The 22,111-nt window shown below is 72.0% G+C and carries 21 protein-coding genes; 11 read left to right on the forward strand and 10 right to left on the reverse strand.

The window, feature by feature from the left end; translation table 11 throughout:
* Positions 1–10: 10 nt before the first annotated feature.
* On the forward strand, positions 11–1,357 hold the full coding sequence (locus HS041_RS31220) for a GAF domain-containing sensor histidine kinase (RefSeq protein ID WP_196444458.1): 1,347 nt from the start codon (positions 11–13) through the stop codon (positions 1,355–1,357).
* On the opposite strand, the gene HS041_RS31225 is transcribed toward HS041_RS31220, so the two are convergent.
* Positions 1,250–2,308, reverse strand: coding sequence for an NAD(P)H-dependent amine dehydrogenase family protein (locus HS041_RS31225; protein WP_196444459.1), 1,059 nt, complete (start codon positions 2,306–2,308; stop codon positions 1,250–1,252). The two genes, HS041_RS31220 and HS041_RS31225, sit on opposite strands and share 108 nt — an antisense overlap.
* 243 nt (positions 2,309–2,551) lie before the next feature.
* On the opposite strand from HS041_RS31225, the gene HS041_RS31230 reads away from it, so the two are divergent.
* The 6 genes from HS041_RS31230 (at position 2,552) to HS041_RS31255 (ending at position 9,637) form a co-directional block, all read left to right on the forward strand.
* On the forward strand, positions 2,552–3,448 hold the full coding sequence (locus HS041_RS31230) for an SDR family oxidoreductase (RefSeq protein WP_196444460.1): 897 nt from the start codon (positions 2,552–2,554) through the stop codon (positions 3,446–3,448).
* A gap of 270 nt (positions 3,449–3,718) precedes the next feature.
* Complete coding sequence (locus tag HS041_RS31235) at positions 3,719–5,224, forward strand: sugar ABC transporter ATP-binding protein (protein WP_307845534.1); 1,506 nt, start codon at positions 3,719–3,721, stop codon at positions 5,222–5,224.
* Positions 5,221–6,318: an ABC transporter permease gene (locus tag HS041_RS31240; RefSeq protein WP_307845535.1), complete on the forward strand. Its 1,098-nt coding sequence runs from the start codon at positions 5,221–5,223 to the stop codon at positions 6,316–6,318. Before HS041_RS31235 ends, HS041_RS31240 begins: the two co-directional genes overlap by 4 nt.
* Before the next feature lie 66 nt (positions 6,319–6,384).
* Positions 6,385–7,455: a substrate-binding domain-containing protein gene (locus tag HS041_RS31245; protein ID WP_196444462.1), complete on the forward strand. Its 1,071-nt coding sequence runs from the start codon at positions 6,385–6,387 to the stop codon at positions 7,453–7,455.
* Complete coding sequence (locus tag HS041_RS31250) at positions 7,452–8,633, forward strand: Gfo/Idh/MocA family protein (RefSeq protein ID WP_307845536.1); 1,182 nt, start codon at positions 7,452–7,454, stop codon at positions 8,631–8,633. The genes HS041_RS31245 and HS041_RS31250 overlap by 4 nt, the downstream gene beginning before the upstream one ends.
* Positions 8,630–9,637 carry a sugar phosphate isomerase/epimerase family protein gene (locus HS041_RS31255; RefSeq protein WP_196444463.1) on the forward strand — a complete coding sequence of 336 codons (1,008 nt, stop codon included), beginning with the start codon at positions 8,630–8,632 and terminating at the stop codon, positions 9,635–9,637. Before HS041_RS31250 ends, HS041_RS31255 begins: the two co-directional genes overlap by 4 nt.
* Positions 9,638–9,713: 76 nt before the next feature.
* Here the strand turns inward: HS041_RS31255 and HS041_RS31260 are convergent, their stop codons facing one another.
* Positions 9,714–10,547, reverse strand: coding sequence for a dioxygenase family protein (locus HS041_RS31260; protein WP_196444464.1), 834 nt, complete (start codon positions 10,545–10,547; stop codon positions 9,714–9,716).
* A gap of 284 nt (positions 10,548–10,831) precedes the next feature.
* On the opposite strand from HS041_RS31260, the gene HS041_RS31265 reads away from it, so the two are divergent.
* Positions 10,832–11,764 (forward strand): AraC-like ligand-binding domain-containing protein, encoded by a 933-nt coding sequence (locus HS041_RS31265; RefSeq protein WP_196444465.1) that lies wholly within the window; start codon positions 10,832–10,834, stop codon positions 11,762–11,764.
* Between the two features lie 196 nt (positions 11,765–11,960).
* Here HS041_RS31265 and HS041_RS31270 read toward each other — a convergent pair whose 3' ends face one another.
* Genes HS041_RS31270 through HS041_RS31280 form a run of 3 tightly spaced genes read right to left on the reverse strand, consistent with a single transcriptional unit; the run spans position 11,961 to position 13,735 of the window.
* Positions 11,961–13,046 (reverse strand): Zn-dependent alcohol dehydrogenase, encoded by a 1,086-nt coding sequence (locus HS041_RS31270; RefSeq protein WP_196444466.1) that lies wholly within the window; start codon positions 13,044–13,046, stop codon positions 11,961–11,963.
* Between the two features lie 10 nt (positions 13,047–13,056).
* Positions 13,057–13,251, reverse strand: a complete 195-nt coding sequence (locus tag HS041_RS31275; RefSeq protein ID WP_196444467.1) for a ferredoxin — start codon at positions 13,249–13,251, stop codon at positions 13,057–13,059.
* A gap of 19 nt (positions 13,252–13,270) precedes the next feature.
* A complete protein-coding gene (locus HS041_RS31280) occupies positions 13,271–13,735 on the reverse strand; it encodes a pyridoxamine 5'-phosphate oxidase family protein (protein WP_196444468.1) in 465 nt (154 codons plus the stop codon).
* Positions 13,736–13,812: 77 nt separating this feature from the next.
* Here HS041_RS31280 and HS041_RS31285 point away from each other — a divergent pair, with 77 nt between their 5' ends.
* On the forward strand, positions 13,813–14,469 hold the full coding sequence (locus HS041_RS31285) for a class I SAM-dependent methyltransferase (RefSeq protein ID WP_230880047.1): 657 nt from the start codon (positions 13,813–13,815) through the stop codon (positions 14,467–14,469).
* Positions 14,470–14,513: 44 nt separating this feature from the next.
* On the opposite strand, the gene HS041_RS31290 is transcribed toward HS041_RS31285, so the two are convergent.
* The 4 genes from HS041_RS31290 to HS041_RS31305 all read right to left on the reverse strand — a co-directional run bounded on the left by HS041_RS31290 (position 14,514) and on the right by HS041_RS31305 (position 18,814).
* A complete protein-coding gene (locus HS041_RS31290) occupies positions 14,514–15,641 on the reverse strand; it encodes a DUF1702 family protein (RefSeq protein ID WP_196444469.1) in 1,128 nt (375 codons plus the stop codon).
* Between the two features lie 103 nt (positions 15,642–15,744).
* Positions 15,745–16,794 (reverse strand): prenyltransferase, encoded by a 1,050-nt coding sequence (locus HS041_RS31295; protein ID WP_196444470.1) that lies wholly within the window; start codon positions 16,792–16,794, stop codon positions 15,745–15,747.
* Between the two features lie 35 nt (positions 16,795–16,829).
* A complete protein-coding gene (locus HS041_RS31300; RefSeq protein ID WP_196444471.1) occupies positions 16,830–17,543 on the reverse strand; it encodes a class I SAM-dependent methyltransferase in 714 nt (237 codons plus the stop codon).
* A 26-nt stretch (positions 17,544–17,569) separates the two neighbouring features.
* The gene (locus HS041_RS31305) at positions 17,570–18,814 is read right to left on the reverse strand and encodes a glycosyltransferase family 4 protein (RefSeq protein WP_196444472.1); all 1,245 of its coding nucleotides are present in this window, start codon (positions 18,812–18,814) and stop codon (positions 17,570–17,572) included.
* Positions 18,815–19,118: 304 nt separating this feature from the next.
* Here HS041_RS31305 and HS041_RS31310 point away from each other — a divergent pair, with 304 nt between their 5' ends.
* A complete protein-coding gene (locus HS041_RS31310) occupies positions 19,119–20,147 on the forward strand; it encodes a GDP-mannose 4,6-dehydratase (protein WP_196444473.1) in 1,029 nt (342 codons plus the stop codon).
* 25 nt (positions 20,148–20,172) lie between these two features.
* Here HS041_RS31310 and HS041_RS31315 read toward each other — a convergent pair whose 3' ends face one another.
* Positions 20,173–20,919 (reverse strand): hypothetical protein, encoded by a 747-nt coding sequence (locus HS041_RS31315; RefSeq protein ID WP_196444474.1) that lies wholly within the window; start codon positions 20,917–20,919, stop codon positions 20,173–20,175.
* A gap of 202 nt (positions 20,920–21,121) precedes the next feature.
* On the opposite strand from HS041_RS31315, the gene HS041_RS31320 reads away from it, so the two are divergent.
* A complete protein-coding gene (locus HS041_RS31320; RefSeq protein WP_196444475.1) occupies positions 21,122–22,111 on the forward strand; it encodes a polyprenyl synthetase family protein in 990 nt (329 codons plus the stop codon).

The following is a 22,111-nucleotide window of genomic DNA, read 5'->3' on the forward strand; positions in this document are numbered from 1 at the left end:
GGGAGGCCCGATGGTGGAGACGCCGGTACCGCCCGACGAGGCCGAACGGGTACGGGAGCTGGAGGAGCTGGGGGTGCTGGAGGCCCCGCTGGAGCCGGACCTCGACGCCATCGCCATGCTGGCCGCGCACGTCTGCGGGGCGCCCATGGCCCTGGTCAACCTGCTGGACGCGGATCGCCAGCACTTCAAGGGGCGATCCGGCGTCACCTGGACCGGTGCCGAGCGGGAGAGCGGCTACTGCCATCGCACCGTCTGCGGCCGGGATCTGCTGGAGATCCCCGACACGCTGGCGGACCCGGTCTTCAGCCGCAACGTCGTGGCCGAAGGCGAGCCGTACGTGCGCTACTACGCGGGCGTACCGCTGATCAGTAAACGCGGTCACGCCCTGGGCACGGTGTGCGTGCTCGACCACCGCCCGCGCCGGCTGACCCCCGAGCAGCAGCAGCTCCTGCGGACCCTGGCCGCCAGCGTCACCACGATGCTGGAGCTGTACCGCCACGCCGCCGGCTCGGGCGAGCCCGTCCCGCGCCCGCCCGATCTGGAAAGGCTGAGGGACCAGTTCCTGACCAGCATCAACCACGAGCTGCGCACCCCGATGACCTCCATCCGCAACGCCCTGCAGCTCCTGCAGGAGGGCGGGCTGGACGAGGCCACCGAACGCAGGTTCATGGCGGTGATGGAGCGCAACAACGACCGGCTGCTGCGACTGCTGGACGAGCTGCTGCTGACGGCCAGCCTCAACGCCGGGACGGCGGCCTTCGCCCCGGAACGGACCGACCTGACGGGCGTCGTGCGCCTCGCGGTCGATGACGTCGCCGACGCGCTCCGGAGCAGAGAACACGCCCTGACCGTGCAGACCCCGACGGAGGCGGTGGTGCGGGCCGACCCCGGGATGCTGCGGATCGCGCTGCGGAACGTGCTGGACAACGCGGTCAAGTTCACCACGCCCGGAGGGACGATCGCCGTGACGGTCACCGCCGGGCCCGAGCCGACGGTGGAGGTCCGCGACACCGGGATGGGCATCGGGGCCGACGACCTCGGGCACGTCCTGGAGGACTTCTACCGCGGAGCGGAGACGGAGGAGCGGGCGATCGACGGCACGGGGCTCGGCCTGTCCGTCACCGACAAGATCGTTCGCCTGCACGGGGGCGCCGTGCGGCTGGAGAGCGAGCCGGGCGAGGGCACCTGCGTCCGCCTCACCCTGCCCGTCCCGCCCGAGGCCCCGCCGGTTGAGTACGGCCCCGGCGGCTCAGGCGAGGCGGACGGTGCCGCGGCCGGTGGTGAGGGGGAGGTCGAGGGCGGTGCGGATGCCGGGCGGGGCGGCGCAGACGGCGGCGATGGTGTTGACGGCGTGTGAGGCGGCGCCGGCCAGGCCGTCGGAGACCTCGTCGACGCTGAGCGTCATCTGCGGGACGCCGTCGATGTGGATGCTGAAGCCGGGCTCGGACCAGCGGCGGACCCTGGTGGCGTCGGCCTTGTAGACGCACTCCACCGTCATGAAGGGGCGGCCGCGGACCAGGCCGGAGAAGGTCCAGTGGGAGGCGCACACCGTGTCCGGGCGGACCACGCCGGCCGCGATCTCGAACTCCTCGGTCGCCAGCTCGAACTCGTCGCTCTCCTCCACCTCGTCGAGCGCGACGCCGAGGGTGGCGGCCACCAGCTGCACACTCTCGGCGAACAGGGCGCGCTGGAAGGCGCGGAACGGGCGCACGGCGGTGCTGTAGTCCTTGGCCGACAGGGTGAAGCCCATCAGGCCGGTCACCGTCTGGCGGGAGGGGTGGCCGCGGAAGTCGGAGCACTCGCGGACGTAGATGTGGTCGATCCGGCTGGACAGCCCGGTGAGCGCCAGGGGGAGCAGGTCGCTCATGAAGCCGGGGTTGATGCCGGTGCCGTGCAGGGACGTCCCGCCGGCCCGGCAGGCCGCCTCCAGGCGCTCCACCACGCCGGGCCCGTGGCACGGGGGGTAGACGAACCCGGTGGTGGTGATGACGTTCTTGCCCGAGGCGAGCAGCGCGCAGATCGTCTCGACGTCCACCGTGTGGTCGCCGCCGAGGGACGACGCGGGCAGGGGCATGTGCAGGACGCAGTCGGCCTCCAGCGCCAGGATCCGCTCGACCTCGTCGGTGCAGGCGACGCCGGTCTCCGGCAGCCCGACGATCTCGCCGGCGTCCTTTCCCGCCTTGGCGGGGTCGTAGACCAGCACTCCGGCCAGCTCGAACTCGGGACGGGTGATCAGGCTGCGGAGCGAATATCTGCCTACGGCGCCCGTGGCCCACTGGACCACGCGGAGGGGCGGCGACAAGGGCATGCGGGGCCTCCAGCCCGGATGGGGGGCGGGGCCGTGCTGGTAGGTGTGTCTTCTTTGACCCACGCCAGGTGCGGGGCAAAAATCCTACCAGGGGAACGCCTCTTCGATCACTGTCCGCGGCGCCTCATCACGCTGACCTTTCCCGGCCCGCCACGCGTCCACCCCTCCAGCTCATGACGCCGGGGGTGCGGTCAGGCTATCCTCGGGCAGGACTAGAATTTTATTCTCGTGGGAGGGCTGCTGATGTCAGAGCTGCGGTTTGACGGCAAGGTCGCGGTCGTCACGGGCGCGGGGCACGGACTCGGCCGGGCTCACGCGCTGTCGCTGGCCGAGCGCGGGGCCAAGGTGGTCGTCAACGACCTCGGCGGCGCGCTGGACGGCACCGGCGCGTCCAGCGGACCGGCCGCCGAGGTGGTCGAGCTGATCGTCAAGAACGGCGGCGAGGCGGTCGCCAGCACCGACAACGTCGCGACCCCGGAGGGCGCCCAGGCGATCGTGCAGTCCGCGATCGACGCCTTCGGGCGGGTCGACATCGTCGTCAACAACGCGGGCATCCTGCGTGACAAGTCGTTCGGCAAGATGACGGTCGAAGAGTTCGACGCCGTCATCGCCGTCCACGTCCGAGGCTCGTTCCTGGTCAGCCACGCGGCCTTCCCGTACCTCAAGGAGCAGGGCTACGGCCGGATCGTCAACACCTCCTCGCCCGCCGGGCTGTTCGGCAACTTCGGCCAGGCCAACTACTCCACCGCCAAGATGGGCCTGGTCGGCCTGACCAAGACCCTCGGCATCGAGGGGGCCCGGGCCGGCATCAAGGCCAACGCGATCGCCCCGATCGCCTGGACCCGGATGACCGAGGCGCTGCTCCCAGCCGAGTTCGAGGCCAAGTTCACCGCCGAGCGGGTCAGCACCCTGGTGACGTTCCTGGCGCACGAGTCCTGCGAGACCAGCGGCGAGGTCTTCAGCGTCGGCGGCGGCCGGATCGCCCGCGTGTTCGTGGCCGAGGGACCCGGCTGGAAGCAGGACGACCACACGGTCGAGGACATCAGGGACAACTGGGAGGCCATCATGGCCGAGCAGCCCTACCTGACGCCGACCACCCTCGGCGAGCAGGCCGGCGCGTCCATGAAGGCCATGCTCTAAAGCCCCAGCTCCAGGACCGCAGCTCCAGAGCGGCTCCGGAGACCGGGGTCCAGGGGCTCGCGCAAGGTCGGCGGCGGGCCGTACCCGCCTGGTCGTCGGAGCAAGCCCCCTGCCGGAACCGCGGCAGGGGGCTTCTTCATGCCCGAGACTTTTGCAGAAATCGACGGAAGTCTGTCGGTCATCAGATAAAAGGTCTTCCCAAACGGCCAGAACAGAGTTAGCTTCTGCATCACAAACTCCGCATCTGGAATGTGCTGGGACGGAGGGACCGTGTCCGCAGAACCTCTGCTGCTGATGCGAGGGATCGTCAAGCAGTTCCCCGGCGTCCGCGCGCTCGACGGGGTCGACCTGGAGGTACGGCGCGGCGAGGTGCACTGCCTGCTCGGTCAGAACGGCGCGGGCAAGTCCACGCTCATCAAGATCCTCTCCGGGGCGCACCAGCCGGACGAGGGCACCATCACCCTCGGCGGCGAGGAGGTGCGCCTGACCGGCCCGACCACGGCCATCCGGCTCGGCATCTCCACGATCTACCAGGAACTGGACCTGGTCGACGGGCTGAGCGTGGCCGAGAACGTCTTCCTGGGCCACGAGCGGGCCCGGCTCGGCTTCGTCCGCCAGAGCGAGGCCAACCGGGCCACCCGAGAGCTCCTCACCCGGCTCGGCCATCCCGAGATCCGCCCGGCCGCCGAGGTCGGTCGCCTCTCGCCCGCCGCCAAGCAGGTGGTCAGCATGGCCCGGGCGCTCTCCCGCGACACCCGGCTGATCATCATGGACGAGCCCTCGGCCGCCCTCGCCCACGACGAGGTCGCCAACCTCTTCCGGATCGTCCGCGAGCTGACCTCCCAGGGGGTCGCGGTCGTCTACATCTCCCACCGGCTGGAGGAGATCCGCGAGATCGGCGACCGGGTCACCGTCCTGAAGGACGGCAGGACCGCCGCCGTGGGCCTCCCGGCGGACCGGACGCCCACCTCGCAGATCGTCTCCCTGATGACCGGCCGCACCGTCGAGTACGTCTTCCCGCCCCGCCGCGCCCGCCCCGCCGCCGGGCCCGAGGTGCTCCGGGTGGAGGGGCTGACCGTGCCCGGAGTCGTCGAGGACGCCTCCTTCACCGTCCGGGCGGGCGAGATCGTGGGCCTGGCCGGGCTGGTCGGCTCGGGCCGTTCGGAGATCATCGAGGCGGTGTACGGCGCGCGCCGGTCCTCGGGCGAGGTGGTGCTCGAAGGCCGCCCGATGGGGCGCGGCGGCACGGCGGCCGCGGTCAGGCGCGGCATGGGCCTGGCCCCCGAGGAGCGCAAGGCCCAGGCGCTGCTGCTGGACCAGAGCGTCGCCCGCAACATCACGCTGGCCGGGCTCGGCAGGTACTCCCGGCTCGGCTGGCTCGACCGGCGCCGGGAGAGCGCGGAGGCCCGGAAGCTGATCGAGACCCTCGACATCCGGCCGGGCGACCCGGATCGGCCGATCAAGACGCTTTCCGGCGGCAACCAGCAGAAGGCGGTGTTCGCCCGCTGGCTGGTCGGCGAGCGCAGGCTGCTGCTGCTGGACGAGCCCACGCGCGGGGTGGACGTCGGAGCCCGCGCGGAGCTGTACGCCGTCATCCGGAAACTGGCCGACCAGGGCATCGGGGTGCTGCTGGTCTCCAGCGAGGTGCCCGAGGTCCTGGGCCTGGCCGACCGGGTGCTGGTGGTACGCGAGGGCCGGATCATCCACCAGGCCGACGCCACGGACCTGGACGAACACCGGGTGCTCGACATGATCATGAAGGGGAGCGCGCTGTGACCGACGCCCGCGGGCCGCAGGCCCACGAGAAGTCACCGGCGGGTGCGGAACCGGCGGACGCGGCGCGTCCCGCGGCGGAGGAACCGCAGACCGGCGGGCACATGCGGGCGGAGGTCCGGGCCCGCAAGCCGTCCGCGCCGCCGGGACCGCTGGCCCGGCTCGGCGAGGCCCGGCACCTCGGCCTGGTCCTGGCGCTGGTGCTGCTGGCGGCCGTCGGCCTGGTGACCCGGCCGGAGAACTTCGCCACCGCCTCGAACCTGGTCAGCATCCTGTCGCTGGCCGCCACCATCGGTGTGATCACCGTCGGCATGACGTTCGTGATCATTGGTGGCGGCATCGACCTCTCCGTCGGTGCGATCATGGCGCTGGCCTCGGTCTGGGCCACCACGCTGGCGACCCAGTCCTACGGCCCGTTCGTGATGATCGTGTGCGCGGTCCTGGTCGGCACCGGAGCGGGCCTGGTCAACGGCTTCCTGATCGCCTACGGGCGGATGGTGCCGTTCATCGCCACCCTGGCCATGCTGGTCGCCGCCCGCGGCCTGGCCCAGCGCATGTCGGACCGGAAGACCCAGCTGGTCCAGCAGGGCAACGAGGCGATCGTGGAGCTGTCCACGACCCGCGTGCTCGGCCTGCCGCTGCTGGTCTACGTCTTCGCGCTGGTGGTGGCGGCGGGCTGGGTCGTGCTCAACCGAACGACCTTCGGCCGGCGCACCTACGCGGTCGGCGGCAACCCCGAGGCCGCCCGGCTGGCCGGCATCGACGTGCGGCGGCACACCCTGATGCTCTACGCGCTGTCCGGCCTGTGCTGCGGCATCGCCGCCGTCCTCATCATGGCCAGGACCACCACCGGCTCCTCCACCCACGGGGACCTGTACGAGCTGGACGCGATCGCCGCCGTCATCATCGGCGGCACGCTCCTCACCGGCGGACGCGGCTCGATCATCGGCTCGATCCTCGGCTTGCTGATCTTCACGCTGATCACCAACCTCTTCATCCTCAACGGGCTCAACACCAGCGACCAGCTGATCGCCAAGGGCCTGATCATCATCGTGGCCGTGCTGCTCCAGCGGCGCAGCCTCGAATCCCGGACCTGAGACCCGCGCCCCGCGGACCGGTCAGGGGCCCGCGGGGCGCGTCAAGGAACTCGAAGGAGAACGGCCATGTCCAACAACCCACTCGCCCGCCGGGGGTTCCTCGTCGGCGGAGCGGTCATCGGCGCGGGAGCGCTGGTCACCGCCTGCACGAGCAACGAGCCCGCCGCCCAGCCCGGTCCCGCCGGCTCCCAGCCCGCGGGCGCCCCCGCCCCCGGCACCGACAACGACAAGCCGGGTGAGAAGGTCGTCATCGGCTTCTCGGCACCGGCGGCCGACCACGGCTGGATCGCCGCGATCGCCAAGAACGCCGAGGCGGCGGCCAAGCAGTACGGCGACGTGGAGTTCAAGCCGGTCGAGCCGACCAACGACATCAACGCGCAGATCTCGGCGGTCGAGTCGCTGATCGCGGCCAAGGTCTCCGCGCTGGTGATCCTGCCCAACGACGGCCAGCAGCTCAACCAGATCGCCCGCCGGGCCAGCGACGCCGGCATCCCGGTGATCAATCTGGACCGGATCTTCCCCGACAAGCTCTCGTACCGGACCTGGATCGGCGGGGACAACTACGGCATGGGCGTGGCCGCGGGGCACTACATCGGCAAGAAGCTCAAGGACAAGGGCGTCGCGAACCCGGTGATCGTGGAGATCCAGGGCATCGCGACGCTCCCGCTCACCCAGGACCGGAGCAAGGGCTTCGCCGACGCGCTCAAGTCGTACGGCTTCAGCGTGACAGCCCAGCAGGACGCCCAGTTCACCGTGGAGTCCGGCACCGAGGTGGCCGGCAACCTGCTCCAGGCGCACAAGAAGATCGACGCGCTGTGGAACCACGACGACGACCAGGGCATCGGCGTGCTGGCCGCGATCAAGGAGGCCGGCCGGAACGAGTTCTTCATGGTCGGCGGCGCCGGCTCGGCCAACGCGATGCGCGACATCCAGGCCGGCTCCGGCGTGCTGGAGGCCACCGTGACCTACAGCCCGACGATGGCCTCCTCGGCCGTCAAGCTCGCCCGGCTCATCGCCCAGGGCAAGGGCATGAGCGACCTGGTGGAGAACCAGGTGCCGCAGTCGATCACGCTGGCCTCGGAGACCGTCACCAAGGACAACGTCGCCGAGTACCTTCCGCTGGGGTTCGAGTCGTGAAGCAGTCCATCGGGGTGGGCATGGTCGGGCACGCGTTCATGGGGCGCGTGCACTCCCAGGCCTGGCGGAGCGTCTCCGCGTTCTTCGACCTTCCGGTCACGGTGTCGATGGCGGCGCTCTGCGGCCGTTCACCGGAGCGTACGGCGGCCGCCGCGGCACGGCTCGGCTGGGTCTCGGCCGAGACGGACTGGCGGCGGCTCATCGAGCGGGACGACGTCCAGCTCGTGGACGTCTGCACGCCGGGTGACTCGCACGCCGAGATCGCGATCGCCGCGCTGGCCGCCGGCAAGCACGTGCTGTGCGAGAAGCCGCTGGCCAACACCGTCGCCGAGGCCGAGGCGATGGCCGAGGCGGCCCGCGAGGCGGCGGCGCGGGGGGTGCGGGCCATGGTCGCCTTCAACTACCGCCGTGTCCCGGCCGTCGCCTTCGCCCGCCGCCTGGTGGCCGACGGCCGCCTGGGCGAGCTGCGCCACGTGCGGGCGCAGTACCTGCAGGACTGGATCGTGGACCCGGAGTTCCCGCTGGTCTGGCGGCTGCGGAAGGACCGGGCGGGGTCGGGCGCGCTCGGCGACATCGGGGCGCACATCATCGACACCGCCCAGTTCGTCACCGGCCAGCACCTGACGGGCGTCTCGGCGCTCACCGAGACCTTCGTCAAGGAACGCCCCACCGAGGAGGGGACGGACGGTCCCGGCGGGCTGGCGGGCGGGAGCCGTACCGGGGAGCGGGGGATGGTCGACGTCGACGACGCCGCGCTGTTCATCGGGAGGTTCGACGGAGGGGCGCTGGCCTCGTTCGAGGCGACCCGGTTCGCCTCGGGGCGCAAGAACGCGCTCCGGATCGAGGTCAACGGCTCGAAGGGAAGCCTGGCCTTCGACTTCGAGGCGATGAACGAGCTGTGGTTCCACGACCACACGCTGCCGGAGACCGAGGGGGGCTTCCGGCGGATCGTCGTCACCGAGCCCGGCCATCCGTACGCGGGGGCCTGGTGGCCGCCGGGGCACGGACTGGGCTACGAGCACACCTTCACCCACGAGGTGAAGGACTTCCTTGAGGCGGTCGCCGCCGGGACCGACCCCTCGCCGTCCTTCGAGGACGGCCTGAGGGTGCAGCGGGTCCTGGCGGCGGTGGAGGCGAGCGCGGCCGACGAGAGCCGCTGGACGGTGGTGCAGAGATGAGCAGGCCGATCACGCTGTTCACGGGCCAGTGGGCCGACCTCCCGTTCGAGGAGGTCTGCCGGCTGGCCGCGGAGTGGGGCTACGACGGGCTGGAGATCGCCTGCTGGGGCGACCACTTCGAGGTGGACAGGGCCCTGGCCGACGATTCCTACGTCGCGCGGAAGCTGGAGACGCTCGCCAAGCACGACCTGAAGGTGTGGGCGATCTCCAACCACCTCGTCGGGCAGGCGGTCTGCGACCACCCGATCGACGAGCGGCACCGCGCGATCCTGCCCGCGCGGATCTGGGGCTCCGGAGACCCGGAGGAGGTACGGCGGGCGGCGGCCGAGGAGATGAAGGACACCGCCAGGGCCGCGGCGAAGCTGGGCGTGGACACGGTCGTGGGCTTCACCGGGTCGCCGATCTGGCACACGGTCGCGATGTTCCCGCCGGTCCCGGCCTCGATGGTCGAGGCGGGCTACGCCGAGTTCGCCGACCGGTGGAACCCGATCCTCGACGTGTTCGACGAGGCCGGGGTGAGGTTCGCGCACGAGGTCCACCCGAGCGAGATCGCCTACGACTACCACACGACGGTCCGCACGCTGGAGGCGATCGGGCGCAGGGAGGCGTTCGGGCTGAACTGGGATCCGTCCCACATGGTCTGGCAGGACCTGGACCCGGTCGGGTTCATCCTGGACTTCGCCGACCGGATCTACCACGTGGACTGCAAGGACGCCAAGGTCAGGTGCGGTGACGGGCGGCGGGGACGGCTCTCCTCCCACCTGCCCTGGGCGGACATGCGGCGCGGCTGGGACTTCGTCTCGACCGGCCACGGCGACGTGCCGTGGGAGGACTGCTTCCGGGCGCTGAACTCCATCGGCTACGACGGGCCGATCTCCATCGAGTGGGAGGACGCGGGGATGGACCGTCTCGACGGCGCGCCCGAGGCGCTCGGGTTCGTCAGGAGGCTGAACGCCATCACGCCTCCGGCGGCCGCCTTCGACGCCGCGTTCGGCGGGGAGTGACGGCCGCCGACCCCGCGGCGCGCGGTGGCGACGGGCCCGAGCAGAGGACCCGTCAGGGATTCGGTCAGGGGTTCGGTCAGAGGCGCTGCCACAGGGCCGGGACGTTCGGGGGCTCCCAGCCCGCCTGGGCCGTGTGCGCCTGGAGACACCGGTAGGTCGCGCCGCCGTAGGTGACCTGGGCGCCGGCCGCGTAGGGGGTCCCGGCCTGCCAGGTGCCGCCTCCGCCGGTGGGGGTCGCCGTCGGCGTCGGAGTCGGCGAGCCCGTGCCGGCGACGTTGAGCACGAAGTCGAACGTCGCCTCCCGCCCCGACCCGACCGTGCGCACGTTCATGAGCAGCGACGGGTCGTAGATCGTGTCGGTGTTGTTGCGCGGCTCGCCGGGGAAGTAGAGCTGCGTGGTCAGGATCTGCGGCCGGCCGGGGGCCTGCAGTTTGACGTGGATGTGCCGGGTCCGGCCCGGGTAGAGGCCCGGGACGACGGTCGTCAGCCGGTAGGCGCCGTTGGCGTCGGTGTAGAGGTGGCCGCGCAGGGTGTAGCGGACGTTGTCGTAGGCGCCCATCGTGTCGGCCTGCCAGAAGTCCAGCAGCACCCGGCTGAGGGGCTGGCAGGCGCGGTTGAAGACATGGCCGCTGAGGACCAGGCGCGTGCCGGAGACCCCGGCGGTGAGATCGTCGCGCTCGGGCGAGTTGGGCTTGAAGTACGGCCCTTCCGTCTGGGCGACGGTCGTCCTGCCGGGGGTGCAGGCCAGCGGCTCGTCCACCGCCGGAGCGGCGCCCGTGGCGGCTCCCGCCGTGGCGACGGTGGCGCCGACCACGGCGGGGACGGCCAGGGCGCCCACCCCGACCGCGGTGATGAACTGCTTACGGCTGAGGCCGGGCTCCTCGCCGGATACGTGAGGGTTCTCGGGCATGGATGCTCTCCTTCGGACAGCGGCGGTCGACCGCGCTGGGGGGCGGCGCGGTCCGTCCCGTCCTGACGTGTATATCCACCGGTCCGTCCGGAGACTTGGCTGCCAGCGCCAGGTTGTTGGCGGGCGGTGCCAGGCCGCCCGCCCATGCGGCGGTACGGCGCCGGCGCCGGCGTCAGGCCAGCGCCAGGGCCGGGCATAACACCGTGCTGGAGATGCGGATGAGATTTCCGCCGGGCCGAGGCGGGGGGAGAGGCTTGGGCCGTCACCGCGACGAGGAGACGGTCATGCCCACGTTCGTCAGCACGGCCGGCCACCCGGTCCGGGACCAGGCCGCGTTCTGGCAGCACCTCGTGTCCGAGGCGTTCGGCCCGCTGGAGCTGCGGACCGAGGCCCGCGAGGGGTTCGCCGGCCGGATCGTCGGCCGTACGCTCGGCCCGGTCCAGGTGAGCGAGGTGCGCGCCCCCGCCCACGTGGTCAGCCGCGCCGCCCGGCACGTCCTGCGCGACGGGCGGGAGCACTACAAGCTCTCCCTGGTGCTGCGCGGCTCGGGTGTGGTGGAGCAGGCGGGCAGGCACGTCGAGGTCGGCTCGGGGGACCTCGTCCTGTACGACCTGGCCCGCCCGATCCGGTTCGCGCTGCGTGAGCACCACCTGCTGGCGCTCACGATCCCCCGGTCGGTGATCCCGCTGCCCCCCGCCCACGTGGCGACCTTGGCGGGCACGGTCCTGGGCAGCCGCTCGGGTCCCGGGCGGCTGGCCGTCTCGTTCCTGACCGCGCTGGCCGCCGACGGCGACGCCGCGGAGGGACCGCACGGCCCGCACGTCGGCGAGGCCCTGGTCAGTGTGGTGACCGGGGCGATGCGCGAGCGGCTGGACGGCGTGCTCCCGGCCGCGGGCGCCCACGCAGAGCTGCTGGAGCGGATCGGGGACTGGATCGAGCGGAACCTGCACCGTCCCGACCTGTCCCCGGCGGTGATCGCCCAGGCCCACCACGTCTCGGTGCGCCAGCTTCACCGGATCTTCCAGGCGGCGGGCACCACGGTCGCCGCCCACGTGCGGGCCCGCCGCCTGGACCGCTGCCGCCGCGAGCTGTCGGCCGTGGACCGCGGCGAGCGGGTGAACGCGATCGCCGCCCGCTGGGGCTTCCACGACCCGGCCTCCTTCAGCCGCGCCTTCCGCCGGGCCTACGGGGTCGCGCCGCGGGACTACCGCGGCTGACGGAGGGGCCGCCGGGGCGAAGAGGGGCGGGGGAGGAGCCGACGGGGATTCCTGCGGCCGGTCGATCGTGCGGGTGGGGTGCGGCGGCCGGGCGAACACGGTCCGCGGCGTCCGGGTGATCCGGATGCCGCGGGCCGTACCGCCCCGCCCGTACCGTTACGGGCCGTACCGTTGCGGGCGGGGCGGCACCGCCCCGTCAGTCCAGGACGACGACCTGGCGCAGGACCTCGCCGCCGCGCAGCGCCGCCACGGCGTCGTTGAGGTCGGTGAGCCTGATCCGGGCACTGATCATGCTCTCCAGGTCGAGCTTGCCGGCCTTGTAGAGCCCGGCGAAGAACGGGAAGTCGCGGCGGACGTCCGACCCGCCGTACAGCGAGCTGAGGATGTTCTTGCCCTCGAACAGCAGGTTGAAGGCGGTCAGCGGGACGGTGTCGTCCATCGCGCCAGCGCCGACGACGACCACGTCGCCGCCGCGCCGCGTCGCCTGCCAGGCGGTCATGATGGCGGCGGACTTGCCGACCGCCTCGAAGCCGTAGTCGAAGCCCTGGCCGCCGGTCAGCGTGCCGAGCGCGTCCATGAGCTGGTCGGGTGTGATCGCGTGGGTGGCGCCCACCTTCTTGGCCAGCTCGTGCTTGGACTCCAGCGGGTCGATCGCGCAGATCGTGGTCGCTCCGGAGATCCGGGCGCCCTGGATGATCGACAGGCCGATGCCGCCGCAGCCGACCACGGCCACGGTCGAGCCCGCCCGTACCTTGGCGGTGTTGAGAGCCGCGCCGACGCCGGTGGTGACGCCGCAGCCGATCAGCGCGGCCACCTCGAACGGGACCTCCGGGTCGACCTTGATCGCACCTTGCCAAGGCACGACGATCTCCTCGGACCAGGTGCCGCACCCGGCCATGCCGAACGCCGGGGTGTCGCCGCCGTAGCGGAAGCGGGCGTTGACGAAGCTGTCCATGACGTAGGTCATGCACAGGAACGGCTGGTTGACCAGGCAGTTGGGGCAGGTGCCGCAGGCGGGGGTCCAGTTGACGATGACGTGGTCGCCGGGCTGGACCGTGGTCACGTGGTCACCGACCTCGACGACCTCTCCCGCGCCCTCGTGGCCGGGGACGACCGGCAGCGGCATGGGCAGCACGCCGCTGATCACCGACAGGTCGGAGTGGCAGACGCCGGTCGCCCTGACCTTGATCCGGACGTCCGCGGGGCCCATCGGGGCAAGGGTGAAGTCGTCGCGGATATCGAGTTTGTCGTCGCCGGCGGCATGTAGAAGCGCACCACGCATGGGGTCCCTCCTAGTTCTCCTCAAGGGAGAGAGCGGCTTTGGGGCAGGACCGCACGGCGTGCCGCACGCGGTCCATCATCTCCGGCGGCGGCTCAGGCAGCAGCAGGTGCAGCTGGTCGTCGTCGTCGAGCTCGAAGACCTCCGGGGCGAGTCCCATGCAGACGGCGTTGGCCTCGCAGACCAGATAGTCGACTTTGACCTTCATGTGAGCCTCCTCAACCGAGCTAGACCTGAGTGGCGAGCTTACGGTGGTCCCAGGAGATCACCCGGGTGGGCTCCACCACAAAGGCGACGCGCTTGCGGCCGGTGTAGGTGACGTACTCGGTCAGAAGCTCCTCGGCCTCCGGCATCCCCGCCATGCGCCTGGCCACGTTCATGCCGACGTCGAGGATGCCCGCGGAGTCGTCGATCCTGCGGGCGACGCCGTACACCAGGACGCCCCGCAGGTCGGAGTACTCCTCTCCGGCCTCGATCAGGCAGCTCACCCGGGCGTCCCGCTCGATGTTGCGCGTCTTCTGGGCCTTGCCGTAGGTCCAGAACGAGATCTTCCCGCCGGTCAGGCCGTAGAACATGGTCACCATGTGCGGTGTGCCGTCCGGGTTGATCGTGCCGAGCTGGAGCTTGCGTGACTCGGCGATGAAGGCGGTGATCTCGTCGTCGGACATCACGATGCGGGCGCGCTGGTTCACGGTGCAAAGTAGAACACGTTCCACCGTGCCGGGCAAGGGCCGTACGGAATGTTGTTCGGCCTGGGTAGGCTGCTCCGATGAGCAACGCCACCCCGCCCTCGATGCCCCCCGATCTGCTGGGCGCGGCCCAGCGCGCCAAGGGGTTCATGCCTCATCCCGAGGGTCTCGCCCTGTTCGAGACCGCGGTCGCGTACGGCCCGCTCGGGCCGATCTGCGAGATCGGCACCTACTGCGGCAAGTCGGCCGTCTACCTCGGCGCGGGCGCCCGCCAGGCGGGCTCGGTCGTCGTCACCGTCGACCACCACCGGGGCTCGGAGGAGATCCAGCCAGGCTGGGCGCATCACGACCCCACCCTGGTCGACCCGCGCTTCGGCAAGATGGACTCACTGCCCACCTTCCGCACCACGATCGCCTCCGCCGGCCTGGAGGAGGAGGTCATCGCGATCGTCGGCAGGTCCGAGCAGGTCGCGCGGCTCTGGAACACCCCGCTGGCGATGCTGTTCATCGACGGCGGCCACTCCGAGGAGCCGGTGACCGAGGACTACGAGGGCTGGGCGCCGCACGTCATGATCGGCGGCGCGCTGGTCTTCCACGACGTCTACCCCGACCCGGCCGACGGCGGGCAGGCGCCGTACCGCGTCTACCAGCGGGTCCTCGCCTCCGGGGCGTTCAAGGAGGTCAGGCGGGAGGGCTCGCTGCGGGTGCTGGAGCGGACCGGCCCCGGCATCGGCTGAACCGGTCCCGCACCGGATCGGTCCGGGCACGGGCCGGACCGCCCTCAGGAGAGGCGCCCGCGGCGGGTCCAGGCCTTGCGGACCCCGGCGCGCCAGGCCTGATAGTGCTCGCTGCTGTAGGCGTTGTGGCCGAGCGCGATGAGCGCGGTGTCGGTCCAGCCGGCGGCCTCGTCCACCTCCGCCCCGCACAGCACGGGTGCGGCGTCGATGGTGTGCCCGGGGACGACTCCGGAGATCAGCCGGGCGGCGCAGCCGAAGGCACCGCCCTGGGCGAGGTGCGCGCGGAACCCGCCGCCGGCCGCGGCCTCCTCCAGCCGCTCCAGCGCGGCAGGGGTCGCACCCCCGGCGTACACGGCGGCCTGGCCGACGCCGCTCCACAGGTCGGGGTGGCGTCCCGCGGGGAACTCGGCGATGCGCAGGACGACGTCGTCCACCCCCGCGCACTCGTGGAACCAGAGCATCCGGCCCAGCCCCTGGTCGAAGACGGCCCTGCGGGTCCGGTCCATCAGCCCGGCGGTGCGCTGCCGCCCGACGGTCCGGTCGGCGGCGGCGAAGCCCTGGTGGAAGCCGAAGCCGTCGAAGGCCAGCCAGCGCAGCAGCGGATGGACCGCGCGGATGCCCCACATCGGCCGGAGCCGGAGACGGGCGTAGGCGCGGCCGGCGCCGATGTGGACCATGTGCGGGTAGCGCATGCCCTGCCCGCTGAGCAGCTCCCGGAGCCGCCGCCCGCCGGTCATCGTGAGCACGTCCAGCGTCGCGCAGGCCATGCCCGCGCCCTCGTAGGCGAACCCGCGCAGTTCCTCGGCGAGGTCGTCGATCCGCCCGATCTCGCCTGCGAGGGTCGCGTTGAAGCCGGTCAGGAAGGAGCGGCAGCCCGCCTCCAGGCGGTCGCGGGCCGTGCCCAGGCGGAACCGGAGGCTGCCGAAGTCGGCCCGGCCGGGGTCCTGCCAGAGGAGGCCGCGCGGGCCGCCCGGACGGAGCGGTCCGGGCGCGTCCGGTTCGGGCGCGTCCGGCACGGCGCACCCGGGTGTGACCGGCACGACGCATTCGGGCGCGACCGGTGCGGCCGGCTCGGGGACGGCCGCCACGACCGGCTCGGGGGCGACGGCCTCGGCGACCTCGTCGGCCTCGTCGCGCTGAGCCACTGCTCCGGTGCCCTCCGCGTTGCTCACGGGTCCCGACCGTAGCCACGGGGGGCCGGGCCCTCAAACACCTCGGGCCGTGGATCGGGCAAAGAGCCGGGAAAGGAATCGGGCGCGGGGACGGGGAGGGGCGTCAGCGGGAGTGGGCGTGGCTGCAGCCGCAGGCGGCCGTGGGGCGGCCCGCCGGGTACGTGCCCGCGTCGCGGAAGACGCCCGCGCCCGGGGTGCGGCCGGACAGCGCGTCGGCGGCGAGCACGACGGCGGCCGCCGTGTAGGCCGAGCGCTCGTGCGGGAACCACTTCTCGTTCACGAACTGCCAGCCGGTCCAGTAGGAGCCGTCCTCGTGCCGCAGGTGCTGCATGTCGGCGAAGAGTTTCAGCGCCCGCTCCCGCTCGCCCAGGGCGTCCAGGGCCAGCACCAGCTCGCACGACTCCGCCCCGGTCACCCAGGGCTGGTCGGAGACGCAGCGGATGCCCAGGCCCGGCTCGACGAAGGTCTCCCACTCCTCGGCCAGCCGGGCGTGGGCCGCCGGGCCGCGCAGCGCGCCGCCGAGGATCGGGTAGTACCAGTCCATCGAGAAGCGGCTCTTGTCGGCGAACGCCTCGGGGTGGGCGGCCAGCACGTGGCCGAGCTGGTCGGCGGCGAGCTCCCAGTCGGGCTGCGGGTCGCCCAGGTGCTCACCGAGCAGCACGCCGCAGCGCAGGCCCTGGTAGATCGAGGAGCACCCGGTCAGCAGGGCGTACGGCGCCGCCCGGCCGTCGGCCGCGCGCTCCCAGACGATCTCGCCCCGGGTGGTCTGCAGCCCGACCACGAAGTCCAGCGCGGACCGGACGACCGGCCACATCTCCCGGGCGAACCCCTCGTCCCCGGTGACCAGCAGCTCGTGCCAGACGCCCACCGCGACGTAGGCGGCGTGGTTGGACTCCCCGCCCTTCTCGACCGCCTGGCCGCCGACCAGCTTCATCGGCCAGGACCCGTCGGCCCGCTGGGTGCGCGCCAGCCAGGTGTAGCCCCGGCGGACCGGCTCGGTCAGCCCGGCCACGCTCATCGCCATCAGGCACTCGACGTGGTTCCAGGCGTCGACGTGGCCCTCCGGCCACGGGACGCCGCCGTCGGCCTCCTGCACGGCCGCGATGCTCCGGGCGGTCTCGACGACCCGATCCCATTCGAGCGGCAGACTCACGTGACCTCCCCTGCCGGCCGTGTCGGTCCGCTCACTCACGAGGGCTTCCGGACGTAGAGCACCACGCTCTTGCCGATGAGCGGGTTGAGCACGGCCTCGGCGATGCGGGTGGCGGCCGGGCGCTTCATGATGTCCCAGACCAGGATCTCGTGGTACGCCTTGGCCAGCGGGTGGTCGTCGTTGTTGACGCCGACCGCGCACTTGATCCACCAGTACGGCGCGTGCAGGCCGTGGGCGTGGTGGTGCGGGCCGATGGCGAAGCCGGTCGACTTCAGCTTCGCGCTGAGCTCGGCGAGCGTGTAGATCCGCACGTGCCCGCCGGGGGCGGTGTGGTAGTCCTCGTCCAGCGCCCAGCAGATCCGCTCGGGCAGGAAGCTCGGCACCGTGATCGCGGCCTGGCCGCCCGGCTTGAGCACCCGGAAGATCTCCCGCATCGCCGCCATGTCGTCGGGGATGTGCTCCAGCACCTCGGCGGCGATCACGCGGTCGAAGCTGGCGTCCTCGAACGGCATGTCCAGCGCGTCGCCGGTCACGGTCTCGGCCGTGGCGCCCTCGGGCACCTCGCCGGCCTTGTCCATGGCGGTGAACATGCTCGCCACGCCTTCCAGCTCGGCCGCGTCCATGTCGAAGGCGACCACGTCGGCACCGCGGCGCAGCACCTCGAACGCGTGCCGCCCACCGCCGCAGCCCAGGTCGAGTACTCGGGTGCCGGGCCCGACGGGCAACCGGCCGAAGTCGACGGTCAGCACTTGCCGCTCCTTGCAGGGGTTGATGGTTACTTCGCGCGCCGGGCCTGGATGGCCTCGCGGTAGGCCTCCACGGTCCGCTGGGCGACGACGTTCCAGGTGAAGCGCTCCATGACCCGGTCGTAGCCCTTCTTGCCGACCGCGGCCCGCTCCTCGGGGGAGTCGTGCAGGCGGCGCAGTACGGAGGCCAGCTCCTCCGGATCACCCGGGGCGACCTGGATGGCCGCGTCGCCGACCACCTCGGGCAGCGCCCCGGTCCGCGAGGCGACCAGCGGGGTGCCGCAGGCCATGTGCTCGACGGCCGGGAGCGAGAACCCCTCGTAGAGCGAGGGAACGACCGATATCTCCGAGGTGGCGATCAGCTCGCCCAGCTCGTCGTCGGAGATGCCGTGCACGAACCGGACCCGGTCGGCCAGGGAGAGCTCGGCGACCAGCTTCTCGGTCGGGCCGCCGGAGGTCGGCTTGCTGACCACGGTCAGGTTCACGTCGCGCTCGGTGGCGAGCTTGGCGACCGCGCGCAGCAGCGTCGCGACCCCCTTCATCGGGGAGTCGGCGCTGGCCACCGCGACGATCGAGCCGGGCCGCTTGGGCAGTTCCGGGCGCGGGTGGAAGTAGCGGGTGTCCACGCCCAGCGGGATGAGCCGCATGTTGGCCTGGGGGACGTTGAAGTCGCGGTGGATGTCGGCGAGGGACGACTCGCTGACGGTCAGGATCGGGTTCAGCCTCGGGGCGACCTTGGCCTGCATCCGCACGAAGCCGTACCACCGCCGCAGCGAGAGCTGCTTGCGCAGCGGCGCGGCCTTGAGCTCGATCCGCCGGTCCACGCTGATCGGGTGGTGGATGGTGCCGACCACCGGGAACAGCTTCTGGATGCCGAGCAGGCCGTACCCGAGGGTCTGGTTGTCCTGGACCACGTCGAAGTCGCCGACGCGCTTGGCCAGCTCGCGGCGGGCCCGCAGGGTGAAGGTCAGCGGCTCGGGGAAGCCGGCGGTCCACATGGTCGCGACTTCCAGCACGTCGATCCAGTCGCGGAACTCGCGCGGGTGAGGGGTGCGGAAGGGGTCCTCGTCGCGGTAGAGGTCGAGGCTGGGAACCTTGGTGAGGACGACGCCCTCGTCCAGCTCGGGGTACGGCTGGCCGGAGAAGACCTCGACGTGGTGCCCGAGGGCGACCAGCTCACGGCTGAGGTGGCGCAGGTAGACACCCTGGCCACCGCAGGTCGGCTTGCTGCGGTAGGACAGCAGCGCGATCCGCAGCGAGTCCGCATCTGGCACGGCAACCCCTTCCTCATCCTGTCCGGCGAGGACAGGTACCGTGAAAGATGACCTTAGACCTCGGACCCTACCATTCGGTAGTTCTCTCCTCCTTAATGTGGAATTGTGCTCAACGCCACCTTCACAGGGTGCGAACTGCGGCGTTAGCCTGACCGGACCGGGATCGGTGGAACGTGTTCTAGTTGTGTCGCGGCCGATGACGTGCTCGCATCAGGGCAGAGCGGTACATTCGCCAGTCACACGGCACACTGTTCGGGCGACGACATCCGGGCGACAGCCCCGCCCGACGAGCGAGGAGGACGCGTTGGCCAGGCGCGCGCTGATCACCGGTATCACCGGGCAGGACGGTTCCTATCTGGCCGAGTGCCTGCTGGAGCTGGGCTACGAGGTCTGGGGTCTCGTCCGGGGGCAGGCCAACCCGCGCGTCTCCCGGGTGCGGAAGCTCCTGCAGGACGTCCAGCTCGTCCGCGGCGACCTGCTCGACCAGGGCTCGCTGATCTCGGCCGTGGAGAAGGTCCAGCCGGACGAGGTCTACAACCTCGGCGCCATCTCGTTCGTGCCGATGTCGTGGGAGCAGGCGGAGCTCACCGCCGAGGTCACCGGCATGGGCGTGCTGCGCATGCTGGAGGCCATCCGCGTCTGCTCGGGCATCTCCTCCTCCAGGAGCGCCAACGGCTCCGGCCAGATCAGGTTCTACCAGGCGTCGTCCTCGGAGATGTTCGGCCAGGTCCGGGAGACCCCGCAGGCCGAGACCACCCCGTTCCACCCCCGCTCGCCGTACGGCGTGGCCAAGGCCTACGGCCACTTCCTGACCCAGAACTACCGCGAGTCCTACGGCATGTTCGCCGTCTCCGGCATCCTGTTCAACCACGAGTCCCCCCGCCGCGGCGCCGAGTTCGTCACCCGCAAGGTCTCCCTCGGCGTGGCCCGCATCAAGCTCGGCCTCGCCTCGGAGCTGCGCCTGGGCAACCTGGAGGCCCGCCGCGACTGGGGCTACGCGGGCGACTACGTCCGTGCGATGCATCTGATGCTCCAGACCGAGCGGCCCGAGGACTACGTGATCGGCACCGGCCGTACCCAGTCGGTGCGCGAGCTGGTCGAGGCGGCCTTCACCGCCGCCGGCCTCGACTGGGAGCGGTACGTGGTCTGCGACCAGGCCCTGCACCGCCCGGCCGAGGTCGACCTGCTGTGCGCCGACCCCAAGAAGGCCCGCGTCCAGCTCGGCTGGGAGCCCTCGGTCTCCTTCGAGGAGCTCGTCGCCATGATGGTCGAGGCCGACGTCAGGCTCCTGTCCGAGGGCGGCGACCCCGACCAGGACTCCTCCTGGCCCTGACCTCGGCCGGCGGGGCGGCGCGGTCCTAGAGGACCGCGCTCCCGAGGATCACGCACACGATGCACACCACGAGCGAGACCGCCGCCACCACGCCCCCCACGATGAGCGACACAACGAAGGTGCGTTCGAGGGCGAAGCCGAACGCCAGGATGGCGGGCACGAAAGCCAGGACGAACGGGGCAAGGGCGAGCAGGCCCACGTTGCCCACGACGCCCCGGGCTCCCGTGGGCACGACGCGGTCGCCCTCGGGGATGAGCGCGGCGGGGAAGACCTCGCCCGCCTCCGCCTCGGGCACGGTGGCGACGGTGATCGGGTCCCGCGCCGGGTCGTCGAAGACGAACCACGCCCGGCAGTCGTACTCCCCCTTGCCGACGCGCTCGCAGGAGAAGACATGGGCGGTCCCGGGCGTGCCCTTCCAGCCGAGCGCGACCTCCAGATCGGGACGGGTGGTCGAGATGACGGTCCAGGCCAGCAGCGAGAGCCCGGCCGTCGAGAAGAGCATCATCCCCATGGCGCCGAGGATCTCCTTGAAGGTGCGGCGCTGTTTGACTCCCCGGCGCGCCTCCTCCTTGCGGCGGGCCTCCTCCGCGAGGCGGGCCTGCTGCAGCCGGTAGTCCTTCCTGGACTGGCCCCGCTGCCGGGGGACGACGGGCACGGCCGGCTCGGAGGCCGGGGACCCGGCCGTCTCGGGAAGGGCGTCGCGGGAGGGCCGGCGGGCGCGCTTCTTCGCGGGCCGGGACCGCCCGCCGGCGGCGTGTGGCGCGTTGGACATGCCCCTGATCGTGGCCGAGGGCACTTGGGACTCACCTGCAACCCATTGGGAGCGGGGGGCTCCCGGCAGGGCTCTCAGCGTCCGCTCAGCACGGCTCAGCGTCTCCTCAGGGTGATCAGGGCACCGTGGTCCCCGGGATCCCCCACAGCCCCGATCCCGCACAGTCCCGGTCCCTCACGGGGCCCGCACGGAGGAGTCCGCCATGCTCGCCCACACCGCGCGTCCGGGACGCCCGGAAGAGATCCTCTCCACCCCGGCCCTCACCGCCGGACTGCGGCAGGTGGAGAGACGCCTGCGCCGGTTGAGCACCTCGTCCCGGCTGCCACTCGTCAACCGCGCGGCCGGGCGGATCACCGGCGCGGGAGGCAAGCGGCTGCGGCCCGCGCTGACCCTGGCGACCGCGCTCGCGCTGGGCGGGCGGATCGACCGCCGGACGGTGTCCGCCGCGGCGTGCGTGGAGCTCGTCCACACGGGGTCCCTGGTCCACGACGACCTGATGGACAACGCCGCCGAGCGGCGCGGGGTGCGGACCGTCAACGCCGAGCTGGGTGACGCCGGGGCGCTGCTCGTGGGTGACTTCATGCTGGCCAGGGCGGGACTCGCCGCGCTCTCCTCGGTCTCCAGGGCGGTGGCCGAGACGCTGGCCGCCGCCGTCGTCGAGCTGGCCGAGGGGCAGTTCCAGGAGACCGCCGCGCTCTTCGACGCCGGCCGTACCCCCGAGGACGCCCTGTGCTCGGTCCGCCGCAAGACCGCCTCGCTGTTCCGGGCGAGCTGCGTGGTCGCGCATCCGCAGGGACGGGCCATGGCGGAGTACGGCGAGCGGTTCGGCGTGATGTTCCAGATCCTCGACGACCTGCTCGACCTGGCCTCCACCGCCGAACTGCTCGGCAAGCCGGCGGGCAACGACCTGCGGCAGGGCGTCTACAGCTTCCCGCTGCTGACGGCGGTGGAGCGGGACTGCGCGGACCTGCGCCCGTTCCTGGGACGGAGGCTGACCGAGGACGAGATCGCGATCGTCCTCGCCCGGCTCCGGAACAGCTCCATGGTCGAGGACACGATCGAGCACTGCCGCGGCCTGGCCGCGGACGCCCTCGCCGTGCTGCCGGTCGTCGCCGACCCGGAGGCCGCCGCCGTCCTGTACGGCCTGCCGCCGGCCTACCTCGGCCGGGCCGAGTCGCTGCTCGTGCGGTGA

This window comes from Planomonospora sp. ID67723, assembly GCF_015711605.1.
Taxonomy (GTDB): Bacteria; Actinomycetota; Actinomycetes; order Streptosporangiales; family Streptosporangiaceae; genus Planomonospora_A.

Excerpts from the sequence above, each read along its gene's own strand:
- HS041_RS31225 (WP_196444459.1), bottom strand. The coding sequence starts at position 2,308 with ATGCCCTTGTCGCCGCCCCTCCGCGTGGTCCAGTGGGCCACGGGCGCC.
- HS041_RS31245 (WP_196444462.1), top strand. The coding sequence starts at position 6,385 with ATGTCCAACAACCCACTCGCCCGCCGGGGGTTCCTCGTCGGCGGAGCG.
- HS041_RS31315 (WP_196444474.1), bottom strand. The coding sequence starts at position 20,919 with ATGTCCAACGCGCCACACGCCGCCGGCGGGCGGTCCCGGCCCGCGAAG.
- HS041_RS31220 (WP_196444458.1), top strand. The coding sequence starts at position 11 with ATGGTGGAGACGCCGGTACCGCCCGACGAGGCCGAACGGGTACGGGAG.
- HS041_RS31260 (WP_196444464.1), bottom strand. The coding sequence starts at position 10,547 with ATGCCCGAGAACCCTCACGTATCCGGCGAGGAGCCCGGCCTCAGCCGT.
- HS041_RS31255 (WP_196444463.1), top strand. The coding sequence starts at position 8,630 with ATGAGCAGGCCGATCACGCTGTTCACGGGCCAGTGGGCCGACCTCCCG.
- HS041_RS31285 (WP_230880047.1), top strand. The coding sequence starts at position 13,813 with ATGAGCAACGCCACCCCGCCCTCGATGCCCCCCGATCTGCTGGGCGCG.
- HS041_RS31265 (WP_196444465.1), top strand. The coding sequence starts at position 10,832 with ATGCCCACGTTCGTCAGCACGGCCGGCCACCCGGTCCGGGACCAGGCC.
- HS041_RS31270 (WP_196444466.1), bottom strand. The coding sequence starts at position 13,046 with ATGCGTGGTGCGCTTCTACATGCCGCCGGCGACGACAAACTCGATATC.
- HS041_RS31320 (WP_196444475.1), top strand. The coding sequence starts at position 21,122 with ATGCTCGCCCACACCGCGCGTCCGGGACGCCCGGAAGAGATCCTCTCC.
- HS041_RS31230 (WP_196444460.1), top strand. The coding sequence starts at position 2,552 with ATGTCAGAGCTGCGGTTTGACGGCAAGGTCGCGGTCGTCACGGGCGCG.
- HS041_RS31275 (WP_196444467.1), bottom strand. The coding sequence starts at position 13,251 with ATGAAGGTCAAAGTCGACTATCTGGTCTGCGAGGCCAACGCCGTCTGC.